The 13,636-nt window shown below is 54.4% G+C and carries 10 protein-coding genes and 1 tRNA gene; 6 read left to right on the forward strand and 5 right to left on the reverse strand.

Annotated elements, in window-relative coordinates; translation table 11 throughout:
• Positions 1 to 96 precede the first annotated feature (96 nt).
• Together dnaG and rpoD are read left to right on the forward strand one after the other, a co-directional pair.
• A complete protein-coding gene (gene dnaG, locus AC6I8C_RS15985; protein WP_095706648.1) occupies positions 97 to 1,842 on the forward strand; it encodes a DNA primase in 1,746 nt (581 codons plus the stop codon).
• Between the two features lie 455 nt (positions 1,843 to 2,297).
• Positions 2,298 to 4,139, forward strand: a complete 1,842-nt coding sequence (rpoD, locus tag AC6I8C_RS15990) for an RNA polymerase sigma factor RpoD (RefSeq protein ID WP_013359071.1) — start codon at positions 2,298 to 2,300, stop codon at positions 4,137 to 4,139.
• Between the two features lie 74 nt (positions 4,140 to 4,213).
• On the opposite strand, the gene mug is transcribed toward rpoD, so the two are convergent.
• A complete protein-coding gene (gene mug, locus AC6I8C_RS15995; RefSeq protein WP_497823030.1) occupies positions 4,214 to 4,732 on the reverse strand; it encodes a G/U mismatch-specific DNA glycosylase in 519 nt (172 codons plus the stop codon).
• Entirely contained in the window at positions 4,729 to 5,313 is a 585-nt protein-coding gene (locus AC6I8C_RS16000) for a TetR/AcrR family transcriptional regulator (protein ID WP_497823031.1), read from the reverse strand. Before AC6I8C_RS16000 ends, mug begins: the two co-directional genes overlap by 4 nt.
• A gap of 138 nt (positions 5,314 to 5,451) precedes the next feature.
• Between AC6I8C_RS16000 and AC6I8C_RS16005 the strand changes: the two genes are divergently transcribed.
• The 4 genes from AC6I8C_RS16005 to ddlA all read left to right on the forward strand — a co-directional run bounded on the left by AC6I8C_RS16005 (position 5,452) and on the right by ddlA (position 9,506).
• On the forward strand, positions 5,452 to 6,243 hold the full coding sequence (locus AC6I8C_RS16005) for an SDR family NAD(P)-dependent oxidoreductase (RefSeq protein WP_497823032.1): 792 nt from the start codon (positions 5,452 to 5,454) through the stop codon (positions 6,241 to 6,243).
• 202 nt (positions 6,244 to 6,445) lie between these two features.
• Positions 6,446 to 6,521: transfer RNA gene (locus AC6I8C_RS16010), tRNA-Ile, on the forward strand.
• A gap of 320 nt (positions 6,522 to 6,841) precedes the next feature.
• Positions 6,842 to 8,146: a type II toxin-antitoxin system HipA family toxin YjjJ gene (gene yjjJ, locus AC6I8C_RS16015; protein WP_497823033.1), complete on the forward strand. Its 1,305-nt coding sequence runs from the start codon at positions 6,842 to 6,844 to the stop codon at positions 8,144 to 8,146.
• 262 nt (positions 8,147 to 8,408) lie between these two features.
• On the forward strand, positions 8,409 to 9,506 hold the full coding sequence (gene ddlA / locus AC6I8C_RS16020) for a D-alanine--D-alanine ligase (RefSeq protein ID WP_497823034.1): 1,098 nt from the start codon (positions 8,409 to 8,411) through the stop codon (positions 9,504 to 9,506).
• 20 nt (positions 9,507 to 9,526) lie between these two features.
• On the opposite strand, the gene AC6I8C_RS16025 is transcribed toward ddlA, so the two are convergent.
• The 3 genes from AC6I8C_RS16025 to AC6I8C_RS16035 form a co-directional block, all read right to left on the reverse strand.
• A complete protein-coding gene (locus tag AC6I8C_RS16025; RefSeq protein WP_497823035.1) occupies positions 9,527 to 10,948 on the reverse strand; it encodes a GGDEF domain-containing protein in 1,422 nt (473 codons plus the stop codon).
• A gap of 269 nt (positions 10,949 to 11,217) precedes the next feature.
• Entirely contained in the window at positions 11,218 to 12,693 is a 1,476-nt protein-coding gene (locus AC6I8C_RS16030; protein WP_497823036.1) for a SulP family inorganic anion transporter, read from the reverse strand.
• Positions 12,690 to 13,325, reverse strand: a complete 636-nt coding sequence (locus AC6I8C_RS16035) for a carbonic anhydrase (RefSeq protein WP_497823037.1) — start codon at positions 13,323 to 13,325, stop codon at positions 12,690 to 12,692. The genes AC6I8C_RS16030 and AC6I8C_RS16035 overlap by 4 nt, the downstream gene beginning before the upstream one ends.
• Between the last annotated feature and the right edge of the window lie 311 nt (positions 13,326 to 13,636).

Raw genomic sequence — 13,636 nt, forward strand, 5'->3', positions numbered from 1 at the left:
ACCGCGTGATTCACGCAGACAGAGTCAAGTAAAAGGCCGTGCTTTCCGAAAGGAAGCGCGGCTTGTTGCCGTTTATGAGCTGAAAATCTGGGGCGTATGGCAGGACGAATTCCACGCGTATTTATCAATGATTTACTTGCCCGCACGGATATCGTGGATCTTATCGATGCCCGCGTTAAGCTGAAAAAGCAGGGTAAGAATTTCCATGCGTGCTGTCCTTTCCATAATGAAAAAACGCCCTCTTTCACCGTAAACGGCGAAAAGCAGTTCTATCACTGTTTCGGCTGTGGTGCACACGGCAACGCTATCGACTTTTTGATGAACTTTGATCGTCTGGAGTTTGTTGAAAGTATTGAAGAGTTGGCCACTTCCCACGGTTTAGACGTGCCTTACGAAGCAGGCAGCGGGCCCAGCCAGATGGAACGCCATCAGCGCCAGAGCCTGTATCAGCTGATGGAGAACCTGAACGGTTTTTATCAGCAGGGTCTGCAGCAATCCAGTGCGCAGCCAGCACGCGACTATCTTGATCGTCGTGGTCTGAGCGCCGACATCATCAATCATTTCGCCATAGGTTATGCACCAGCTGGCTGGGATAATGTTCTCAAGCGTTTTGGTAAGCAATCGGAAGACCGCGAATCGTTGATGGAAGCGGGCATGCTGGTCAGCAATGACAAAGGCCGTACCTATGACCGGTTTCGCGACCGCGTCATGTTTCCGATCCGCGATAAACGCGGACGCGTCATCGGTTTTGGTGGCCGCGTACTGGGTAACGATACGCCGAAGTATCTGAACTCACCGGAAACCCCTATTTTCCATAAAGGCCGCCAGCTTTATGGCCTGTATGAAGCAGTTAAGAACCATCCTGAACCCGCCCGCCTGTTAGTGGTCGAGGGATACATGGACGTGGTTGCGCTGGCGCAGTACGGCATTGATTATGCTGTTGCGTCATTAGGCACCTCCACCACGGCTGAACACATTCAGTTGCTGTTTCGCAGTACCGACACCGTGATCTGCTGTTACGACGGCGACAGGGCGGGTCGTGAAGCAGCATGGCGTGCGCTTGAGACCGCATTGCCTTACATGAATGATGGTCGTCAGCTACGCTTTATGTTTTTACCCGATGGTGAAGACCCAGATACGCTGGTACGTAAAGAGGGTAAAGCCGCCTTCGAAGCGAGGATGGAGCAGGCGATGCCGCTCTCTTCGTTTTTGTTTGATAGCCTGCTGCCGCAGGTTGATCTGAGCTCACGCGACGGAAAAGCGCGTCTGAGCACGCTGGCTTTACCGCTGATTACGCAGATCCCCGGTGAAACCTTACGTATTTATATGCGTCAGGAGCTGGGGAACAAGCTGGGTATTCTTGACGACAATCAGCTTGAAAAGCTGATGCCAAAGCTGGCCGCAAGCGGAACGGCGCCGGTTGCGCCACCGCTGAAACGGACCACCATGCGTGTGCTGGTAGCATTGCTGATTCAGAACCCGCAGCTGGCGACCCTGGTGCCTTCGCTTGATGGGCTGTCTGAGTCAAAAATGCCGGGTTTACCGCTATTTATTGAGTTAGTGGGTCGTTGTACTGAGAATCCTGGATTGACCACCGGACAGCTACTAGAGTTATATCGCGGAACAAATTTTAGTCAGACGCTTGAAACGCTGGCGATCTGGAACCACATGATAGTAGATGAAGAAGCCGAAGCGGTGTTTCAGGACTCGCTGGCCAGCATCTACGATTCTGCTCTTGAAGAGCGCCTGGAGTTTTTAATTGCGCGTGAGCGCACCCAGGGACTAAGCGCCGATGAGCGCCGTGAACTCTGGACACTCAGTCAGGCGTTTGCCAGGAAATAATTTAGCACGCTGCCCGTTCTGACGAAGGGCGGCGTGGCTGTTTTAAGGCTGGGAGCGTTAAGCCAGTCTGTTTACCGCCAGCGCACAGTTCCCGGAGCGTACTGAAGTACGTGAGGAGAGCGAGCATTGCCGGGAAGCAGAATGGCGAGTAAGCCAGGCCATGAGCACAGGAATTAAGGGCCGTCGGCGGCGAAGCCAGTCTGGTTACCGCCAGCGCACAGTTCCCGGAGCGTACTGAAGTACGTGAGGAGAGCGAGCACTGCCGGGAAGCAGAATGGCGAGTAAGCCAGGCCTGTACCACCAAAATTTATACAAGCGGCTTAAGTGCCGATTACTGTTGGGCAAAGCCCACGCCGCGACGAAGGCAGCGGCAAGAATTAAACGCCTTCACTGCTATTGTTGGCGCGCTGCCGACCGACACCAATCTAATTTAACAGAAGTGTGGATACCGTCTTATGGAGCAAAACCCGCAGTCACAGCTCAAGCTTCTTGTCACCCGTGGTAAGGAGCAAGGCTATCTGACCTATGCTGAGGTCAATGACCATCTGCCGGAAGATATCGTCGACTCAGATCAGATCGAAGACATCATCCAGATGATTAACGACATGGGTATTCAGGTGGTTGAAGAAGCCCCGGATGCCGACGATCTGATGCTGAATGAAAACAGCTCCGATACTGACGAAGATGCCGCGGAAGCTGCCGCTCAGGTGTTATCCAGCGTTGAATCTGAAATCGGGCGCACCACTGACCCGGTTCGCATGTATATGCGTGAAATGGGTACCGTTGAACTGCTGACACGCGAAGGCGAAATCGACATCGCTAAGCGTATTGAAGACGGTATCAACCAGGTTCAGTGTTCTGTAGCCGAATACCCTGAAGCGATTACTTATCTTCTGGATCAATACGACAAAGTTGAAGCAGGTGAATCACGCCTCTCCGATCTGATCACGGGTTTCGTCGATCCTAACGCAGAAGAAGATCTGGCCCCGACGGCAACGCACGTGGGTTCTGAACTTTCTGAAGCCGATCGTAACGACGACGATGAAGAAGATGAAGAGGATGATGACAGCTCCGACGACGATAACTCTATCGACCCGGAACTGGCGCGCGAGAAGTTTTCTGACCTGCGTAAGCAGTATGAAACTACCCGCGACGTGATTAAAAGCAAAGGTCGCAGTCATGCTGCTGCCGTTGCCGAAATCCAGAACCTCTCCGACGTCTTCAAGCAGTTCCGCCTGGTACCGAAGCAGTTCGATTACCTGGTAGGCAGCATGCGCACCATGATGGAACGTGTCCGTACTCAGGAACGTCTGATCATGAAGCTCTGTATTGAGCTGTGCAAAATGCCGAAGAAAAACTTCATCACGCTGTTTACCGGCAACGAAACCAACGAAAGCTGGTTCAAAGCCGCACTGGCAATGAACAAGCCGTGGTCTGAGAAGCTGCTGGAAGTGCAGGATGACGTAATGCGTTCCCTGCAGAAACTGGCACAGGTTGAAGAAGAGACCGGCCTGACTATTGAGCAGGTTAAAGACATTAACCGTCGCATGTCGATCGGTGAAGCTAAGGCCCGTCGCGCCAAGAAAGAGATGGTGGAAGCGAACCTGCGTCTGGTTATTTCGATTGCCAAGAAATATACCAACCGCGGTCTGCAGTTCCTCGACCTGATTCAGGAAGGTAACATCGGCCTGATGAAAGCGGTAGATAAGTTTGAATATCGCCGTGGTTACAAGTTCTCGACCTATGCGACCTGGTGGATCCGTCAGGCTATCACCCGTTCTATCGCTGACCAGGCGCGTACCATCCGTATTCCGGTGCATATGATTGAGACCATCAACAAGCTCAACCGTATTTCGCGCCAGATGCTGCAGGAGATGGGCCGCGAACCGACGCCGGAAGAGCTGGCTGAGCGTATGCTGATGCCGGAAGATAAAATCCGCAAGGTGCTGAAAATCGCTAAAGAGCCGATCTCAATGGAGACGCCGATTGGTGATGATGAAGATTCACATCTGGGCGATTTTATCGAAGACACCACGCTGGAGCTGCCGCTGGATTCTGCTACCTCAGAGAGCCTGCGTTCTGCCACCCATGACGTGCTGGCTGGCCTGACCGCGCGTGAAGCGAAAGTACTGCGCATGCGTTTCGGTATCGATATGAACACGGACCATACGCTGGAAGAAGTAGGCAAACAGTTTGACGTTACGCGTGAGCGTATTCGTCAGATTGAAGCAAAAGCCCTGCGTAAACTGCGCCATCCGAGCCGTTCGGAAGTGCTGCGTAGCTTCCTCGACGATTAAGTCCGACAAAAACCCCGGTTCGCCGGGGTTTTTTATGCCTGCCTGTTAGCACCTCTCCCCTGCCCTTCGCAGATTCAGTTGCTCTCCGGATGCAGTTCCAGCCAGAGCTGACGATACGCCTCAACCATTTCGTCCAGTGATGCGCGATTCAGTCCGCTGGGATTCGGCAACACCCACACCTGCGTTTTCCCCATACAGATCGGCTGTTTGCCCCATTCGACTTTGCTCTGCTTAAAGGCGCGACGAAACGCATCCTTACCCAGAATCGCCAGCGCTGCCGGCTGATAGTCCAGCACCTTTTCCATCAGCCGTTTGCCGCCATCCCGCAGCTCATCAGGCGCTAATTCACTCGCCTGCACCGTGGGTCGCTCAACCAGCATCGTGATACCGCAGCCGGTTTCCGTCAGGCGCTGCTCCTCTTCGGGTTTCAGCTGTTCCCGGGTAAATCCCGCCAGATAGATTACCTTCCAGAAGCGATTACCGGGATGTGCAAAGTGGAACCCCTGATGGGCCGTTGACTGGCCTGGGTTAATGCCGCAGAACAGTACATCAAGACCGGAACTGATAATGTCGCGAATGGCGTGTTCACTCATGCTGCGACCTCCAGCGTGCGCTGCTTCAGCGCTGCACGACTGCGTTGCAGCAGCAGGCTGGCCTGCTCCGCATCCGGACAGGCTCGCGCCAGCGCCAGCGCGCCAATCATCTCTGCCATCATGCTTGAAGCCAGCGCATCCGCTTCTGCCCACCCCAGCTCACTCAGCAACTGCGTCAGACTGGCATGCATCGTACTGAAGCCCTGAGCGAAGATCTGTCGCGTCGGTTGGGGAAGATGCGCCACTTCGCTCACCAGCGCTGCCAGCGGACAGCCCTGCGCCGGTGCATTGCGATGCGCCTCGGAAAGATAGCTATCAATAAAGTCTGCCAGCTGCTGCGCTGGCTGGCTCACGGACTGAGCGGGCTTAAAGGTATCGGCTTCAGCGAACATATGTTTCAGCACCTCCTCAACCAGCTCCTCACGTGACGCAAAATGCGCATAAAAACCGCCATGCGTCAGACCGACCCGCTTCATCAGTGCCGCTACACCGATCCCTTCGGTGCCGGTTTCACGCATCACACGCGCCGCCTCATCAAGAATACGCTGCCGCGTCTGTGCTTTGCTGCTCTGCTTCTCCATCTTATTTCCTTCGGTTTCTGCCCGGTAGCTTCTGGCTATTATAGTAATTATTACGGTCATCATATTCCAGCTTGACTGCCGATATGATGATCGTCATATTTATAGCCACTATGACGATCATCATACGAGGAAGAAAAGATGTCACAATCAGGCACAGCATTAATCACCGGCGCATCCAGCGGTATTGGCGCGACTTATGCAAAACGACTGGCGGCACGCGGTTATGATCTGATCCTGGTCGCCCGGGATCAGGCACGACTTTCCACCCTGGCTGACACCCTTGCACAACAGCACGCTATCCGGGTGACCGTCATGAAGGCTGACTTAACGGAGGAGCAGGACCTGAAGCGCGTGGAGTCGGCGCTGGCGAACAACCCAGAGATTACGCTGCTGCTGAACAACGCTGGCATGAGCGTGGAAGGCGAGTTTCTGGAGGCAGACATCACACGCATCAATAGCATGCTGGCGTTAAATATTCTGGCGCCAACCCGACTGGCACAGGCGGCGGGCCGGGCATTCAAAGCTCGCGGTCATGGCATCATTATCAATATCGCTTCGGTGCTGTCGCTAATGCACGAGATGTTCAATGGCGCCTATAACGCCACTAAATCTTACGTGCTGACTCTGACGCGCGCCCTGCAGCGAGAACTTGCAGAGAGCGGCGTGCAGGTACAGGCCGTACTACCCGGCGCGACGCGCACCGAAATCTTTGACCGTGCCGGTCAGTCGATCAATGAAATCCCGGCTGAGATGCTGATGGACGTGGATGAGATGGTAGATGCTGCGCTTGCCGGTCTCGACAGCAAAGAGGCGGTAACTATTCCGGCACTGGAAGATCTTCAGATGTGGCACGATTACGATCGGGCGCGTGGTGTAATGGTTCCTCACCTTTCACGGGACAAATCGGCATCCCGCTATCGTCAGAACTAAGCCAGCGTTAACTTATCGCGGCTGAAGTGCGGTTTCGTTTACGGCACGGAGAAGCATTGTCCGTGCCGTTTTGCGACTGCAGCTTCAGACGTTGCCAGATTTGTTATAGAAATCAGCAGGTAAATCACTGCTGCTTATTTCAGCAACCGGTGGCTGAGTGCTGGATTGCCCTGAAGAGATACTTTATAATCCCCGCTCCGCTGGCCCCTTAGCTCAGTGGTTAGAGCAGGCGACTCATAATCGCTTGGTCGCTGGTTCAAGCCCAGCAGGGGCCACCAAATTTTAAGGACTTACGTTAACAGCCTAGGTCCTTTTTGTTTTCCAGGAAATGCAGGCGACAGGTTGGATTCAGATTTATGGTGCGCAATAACGACTCTGGGACATGATAGACAATGCAGTTTCATGCTTCTTTGAAGTGCATATCTGAACACTTCTAACCTTCACGCTTCCAACTTCAGGTAATCCTCCTTCATCAGCATAAACTCACTGAGACCTCTATGTGATAGGGATGCTTATCCATACCCAACAAAGAGTGATCGTCCCCCCTTTCTTTGCTAAAATACCTATTCATTAATCTATTCATAAAGCCATTCAAATCATGCCTGATCGCTCCGAAACGATACGCCAGTTACTCAACCACGGCCCAATGACCGCAAGGCAGCTTATTGAAAAATTAGGCATTAGCCAGCCTACGCTATCTCGTGCATTAAATAATCTTGGCGATCAAATTATCCGAATCGGTGCAGGTCCATCTATTCAATACGCTTTACGTGATGCCTGGCGTGGATTCAATTCTGCACCTATCTATCGCATCAGCGATGAGGGCAGCGTTAAACCACTTGGTGAGTTGATTCCGGTCCGCCCGGACGGATTTGTCATGCAGCAGAACGACAAAGTCAGTCTCCACAGTGACGGACTGCCGTGGTGGCTGTTCGACATGCGGCCACAGGGGTATCTCGGACGAGCCTATGCATCGACGTATGCCGCTGGATTAGGCTTACCAGCGAATCCAGAGCAATGGACCGACTCTGAAGTGGTCAGGGCACTGCTGGCACAGGGCCATGATGCTATCGGAAACCTGCTGATAGGTGAGCAGGCACGGGATCGATTCCTGCAGATGTCAGAGCCCGTTCCGGTTGAGCGCGCTACAACATTTCCGGCACTGGCTCTGGCGGCTGGAGCCGGTGAAGCGCCCGGATCGTCTGCAGGTGGTGAACAGCCAAAATTCTGTACCTTTACGGATCAAGGGCATGTACTGGTTAAATTCTCGGCCACGGACAATAACCCGGTCAGCGAACGCTGGCGCGACCTTCTGCTGGCCGAACATCTTGCACTAGATGTGTTGGGTGTGAAGACAGAGGTATTTGATTTCAACGGTCAACGCTTCCTCGAAATCCCCCGATTTGATCGCACTGGACTTTTGGGTCGTATCGGCATTTTCTCGCTTAGGGCACTTGATGCTGAATTTGTGGGTAATGCCAGTGCCATCTGGCCGGTTCTGGTTAATAAACTTGTCGGGCAGGGGCATGTTCATCCTGAGGCTGCCGCCAGTACTGCCCGGCTCTGGGGATTCGGGATGCTAATTGGTAACACCGACATGCACCACGGAAATCTGTCGTTCATCAGTAGTCACGGCCGCCCCTATTTCCTTGCGCCAGCCTACGACGTTCTGCCTATGGGGTTCGCTCCCAGAGCAGGTGGCGCAATCGTGAATGAGCTCAGGCCAGCATCACTGTCGGATGTAATCAGTGGAGATATCTGGCTGGAAGCGCTGGAACTTGCGGAGAAATTCTATGCTTTAGCCTGCCGTTGCGATCGCTTTTCTGCCCGTTTCGCGCCTTGCCTTGAGACATTACGCCGCCATATAGACGATGCCAGCTCGCGTATCGCTCGATTAGGGTAAATGCGTTCAACCTCACTAAGCCATTTTCTGTAGCGCTGCGAAAATAGCAGTTTTACCAGCGTTTACAGACCGCCAGTCAGGTTCACACTCCTGCTCCACCACTTCAGCCCTCTCAACCGGTGCCGGAGTGTCGCCTTAACCCTCTATCTCCGACAGAATCGCAAAGCCATTCCTCCGCCCCCACAATTCCCTCCCCCACCCTATTCCCCCGCGCAAACCCCATGCTATCTTGTGGTTTTGATTTTTTCAGTGGGCAAAACAGATGACAAAGTTGCGGGTAGGGATCGTGTTTGGCGGCAAATCGGCTGAGCATGAGGTGTCGTTGCAGTCGGCCAAAAATATTCTTGAGGCGATCGACAAAACCAGGTTTGACGTGGTGTTGCTGGGCATCGATAAACAGGGACACTGGCGTCTGAATGATGCGTCGAACTTCTTACTGAACGCTGAAAACCCGGCGCTGATCGCGCTGAATCACGCCGCTGAAGATGTGGCGCTGGTGCCGGGTAACTCGCAGCAGCAGATCATCACCCGCCACAACGCCCATCCGCTGTCGCAGATCGACGTTATCTTCCCTATCGTGCACGGTACGCTGGGTGAAGATGGCTCCCTACAGGGCCTGCTGCGCATGGCATCATTACCGTTTGTCGGCTCTGACGTGCTGGGTTCTGCGGTCAGCATGGATAAAGATTTTACCAAACGCCTGCTACGCGATGCCGGTCTCAACGTCGCGCCATGGCTGAGCGTCACCCAGGCACAACGCGCCCGCCTGGACGCAGAGGCAGTCATTGCCCGCTTTGGCCTGCCGCTGTTTATCAAACCTGCCAACCAGGGTTCATCAGTTGGCGTCAGCAAAGTGGATAGCATTGAAGAATTTGATGCTGCGCTGGCGCTGGCCTTCTCCTTTGACCGCAAAGTGCTGATTGAGCAGGGTATCAAAGGCCGGGAGATTGAGTGCGCGGTGCTGGGCAACGATGCGCCGGAAGCCAGCCCGTGCGGCGAAGTGGTGGTGCATGACGCCTTCTACTCTTATGACACCAAATATATCTCTGAAAGCGGTGCGCAGACGGTGGTTCCGGCGGCTATTGCAGCGGAAACCAGCGATGCAATCCGTGACGTTGCCATCAAAGCCTTCTCCGCGCTGGAGTGCTTTGGCATGGCGCGCGTCGATGTATTCCTGACCGATGACGGCGAGATTATCGTCAATGAAGTGAATACCCTGCCCGGCTTCACCAATATCAGCATGTATCCGAAACTGTGGCAGGCGGCCGGACTCAGTTATCAGGATTTGATCAGCCGTCTGATCGACCTGGCGATTGAACGCCACCAGCAGGCCAGCACCCTGAAAAGCAGCGTCAGCTGACCGAACCCGGCGACGTGGCGTTATGCCACGTCGCTGGTAATCGTGCGGTAGTTAACCGGCGAAGTCTGATTACGGCCATTGCGCTTCGACAGATAGAGATTTTTATCCGCCGCGGAGATCAGCCGGTTGATCACGCGATGCCACTCCGTCGCCTCATCGGCACTGCCATGGGCCAGCCCCAGGCTGACGGTCACCGTGGCCGTGCTGCCCTGCAGCCAGAACTTCTCTTTCGCCATCCTCTGCCGGATTGCCTCCGCCAGAAAATAGAGCTTTTCCGCGTTCTGGTCGAACAGCACCACCACAAACTCTTCTCCACCAAAGCGACAGATGCGCCCCGCTTTACCCACTACCCGCTGCATCCGGCGGGCGATCTCTTCCAGCACGCTGTCGCCTGCATCGTGACCAAAATTGTCATTGATAGCTTTGAAGTAATCGACATCCAGCAGGATCACGCCCACTTTACGGTCCGGGAAAATCGGCTCCGCACGCAGGCTTTCATATAAACCGGAACGTGACAGCAGGCGGGTCAGGAAATCGTAATTCGCGCGCAGCGCCAGACGCTGATTAAGCTGGCGGATTGCATCCATGCTTGCAGCCACGATCAGCGGACTGATCGCGATGGTTGCCACACCCAGACGCGCAGAGGTCAGATGGCTAATCGGCAACAGATTATCGTCACCCTGAATGTTCATCACACCATGAGAGACCAGAATGATTTCGGTAATGCCGGTCAGCAGGATCACCAGGCTGGTCAGCGGCATCGGCAACACAATGGCGCACCAGACCAGCGCCGGAACCGGCAGCGTCAGGCTGCCTGCGCCGCCCATCATTGCGCCGATCATCAGCGAAACCATCACAGCGATGACCGGTGCCAGCTTGCGGATCTGCAGAAACTGGCGGGGCGACAGCGACGACCAGTCGCGCGTCAGCAAAAAGGGCAGCAGCATCAGCCCGGTTGAGAACTGCTCGCTGAACCAGTCACCCCATGCCACCGCCAGTCCGGCATTAAAATCAGCCTGCTGTGCCAGCGCTCCCCAGCTGGCACAGGCCAGCGCGGCCAGCAGACAGGCCGGAAAAATACGCAGCACACTGGTAATACGCTCACTGCCGGAGTCGTGCTGAAGATGCTTTACCAGCAGCGTGGCGGCCACCAGCACAAACAGAAGATTCGCCAGGTTGAGGGTAAATGCAGAGAGCGCCCAGCCGGAAAATACGGTGTCGTTAAACACCATCGCGGCAAAGATGGCCAGGTAAGAGCGGGTCTGATGCAGAAAAGGATTACGGACGATAACGCCAGTGACGATCGCGTTGACCGGCCAGAACAGAGACAGCTCCTGGGGGAAACGCAGGTGTCCGCCGATAAAGCAAAACAGCAGCGTGATCAAAAACAGCAAAAATGCGTTCTTCTTAGCGTTGTGCTCTTCAAACAGCTGTATGCGCATACATCCGGACCTTGTCGCAGAGAGGCTGGCTGTCCACGCCAGCCTGAACAGGCGCGTGGTGTCAGAATGATTAAATCCTGAATATCCTCAATGTCATCCGGCGATAAAACCTCATTTCGTAGGATGATTCAGGAAAGTTATCCTGCAGAGGTTAAACCCATCAGATGACAGCAGAAATTGGGAACTTATTATGCCTCGCAAATAAAAAAATCGGATATCCGAGATATCCGATTTTTGCCTTTTAAACGACTTTACCGTTGCGCTAAGCGCTATTTTACCGCGACCGGCCACTGACTCAGGCGGATGCCACGTTTGTCGGCGTTATCACCAAAATCTTTCAGCACCGCTTTAACGTCCGGATCGATATACTCCGCATTATCGTTATCAACAATGACGACGCTATTCTCCGGGATCTCATCCAGCAATCCCTGCAGCTTTGGATTGTGCATAAAGGTCAGGTTCTGCTGGAAACGCAGCACGTAGTGGTCGTCATAGCGGGTAAGCTGCAGCGCGTTGCGATGGCTCTTATAGATGCTGTAGAGGATTTGCGTGGCGATGCCGATGCCAATACCAACCAGCATACCCAGCGTGATAATGCCGACGATGGTGGCCAGAAACGGCACATACTGCTGTGCCCCCATCCGGAACTGCTCAACAAACAGTTTAGGTGTCGCCAGCTTATAACCCGTATAGAGCAGCACGGCAGCCAGGCTGGCCAGCGGGATAGCATTCAGCATCTCACTGAACCACATGCCGCAAATCAGCAGCAGCACGCCGTGAATGAAGATCGAGAGCTTCGTCTGCGCGCCCGCACTGACGTTGACCGAGCTGCGCACAATCACTGCCGTTATCGGCATCGCACCCAGAAAACCGGCCGCCAGATTACCGATACCCTGCGCGAACATCTCTTTGTTGGGCGATGGCGCGGGCGTCTGAGGACGCAGTTTTTTCAGCGCCTCCTGACTCAGCAGGGTCTCCAGACTGGCGACCAGTGCCAGCGTCACAGCCACTACCCAGACCTGTGGATTCTGCCAGGCCATCCAGTCGGGCGTTTCCAGCTCAGCCACCAGCGCAGAGACGCTGTCAAAAGCGGGCAGCGAAATGCGCGCCAGTCCCTGGGTCATCTCAGGAAAAAGTCGTCCTCCCACCACGGTAGCCAGGCAACCGATCAGCACCGCAATCAGCGGGCCGGGGATCCAGGCGAGCGCTTTGATCCGTTTCACCGGCGCGGTCGTCCAGAGACATAAAATGGCCAGGCCGACACCCGCTACCAGGATTGCGGGCAGCGAGAAGGTCATCTGGCCGGTCACCAGTGACACCAGTTCTGCATCACCAGCGGCACCCAGCGCTACCGGGATCTGCTGCATAATCAGCAGCAGGCCAATCGCCGCCAGCATCCCTTTGATGACGCTACCTGGCACCAGCGAAATAAACCGTCCGGCGCGCAGCAAACCAAACACGCATTGCAGTGCCCCGGCAATAATCAGCGCGGTGAGAAAGGCGGAGAAGCTGCCCAGTGAGGCCATTGAGGCGACGACGATGGTGACCAGACCCGCCGCCGGGCCACTGACGGCAAACCGGGATGGGCTCAGCGACGTCACCACCAGACCGCCAATCACGCCGGTCAGCAGACCGGCAAACGGGGGTAATCCGCTGGCCTGTGCGATGCCAAGGCAGAGCGGTAAGGCGACCAGGAAAACCACCAGACCCGCAGGAATATCGCGACGCAGGGTATCGAGGTTCATAATGAAGGCTCCTCTGCAGATTGATGAATCAGCTCTTTGAGATGGCCGGAGCGCAGGTCGTAAACACAACCAAACACCTCCAGTTCCTGGCCCGATTGCCAGATTTGCCGGACCGGTTCAGATTTCACCAGTCTGGCGAATTGCGCCTTAACATTGGCCTCAACCAGCCGATCGAGCTGTTCGCCCGGCGCCGCGTCTGAGAGGGGAATTTCTGCCAGGCCATGCTGAATATCATCACGCAGGGTCTGGATGCGTCTCGCCAGCGCACTCTCCTGCCCCTCCAGCACGCTGCCTGGCAGATTCTGCGCGGCTTCTACACCGCCGCAGCCATAGTGACCGCTTAATACAATGCGTTTAACGCCGAGAAAGAAGAGTGCGTATTGCAGCACGCTCAGTAAATTGTCATCGTCCTCGATCACCATGTTGGCGATATTGCGATGCACAAAGAGTTCGCCAGGATGGGAGCCGGTTAAGACTTCTGCCGGAACGCGACTGTCAGAACAGCCAATCCAGAGTGAGTGCGGCTTTTGCTGATGAAGGAATTTATTAAAATAATCCGGATTACGCTGGCGGCGCTGTAATGCCCAACTGCGATTTTTCGCTAATAAGGGTTTAAGTGTCGTCACAATCATCTTCTCTCTACTACCGGGATGTCGCATCCTGGCTAACCACAAAGTGTATCGGCTCACAAATAAAGCGTGAGCCGCCAGGTTAATAAGAACTGAGTCACAGAAAAAGGTTATAGACGCTAACCAATTTCAATGCACGCGCAATATTTCACAGCGATTTAACAACGCGGTTTTTGTCAGTCAACGGTCAGTAAAGGTCAGGCTTAAGTAAATTTAATTCAGCAGCAGAAATGAGGTTAGATAAACCAATCGCCTCATTAAGCCATTAAAATCAATTAGCTAAAAAAGAAGTAAAAATAAACTAAAGTCACCGC

Source organism: Pantoea sp. X-Soil-YNGN-844, from assembly GCF_059730595.1.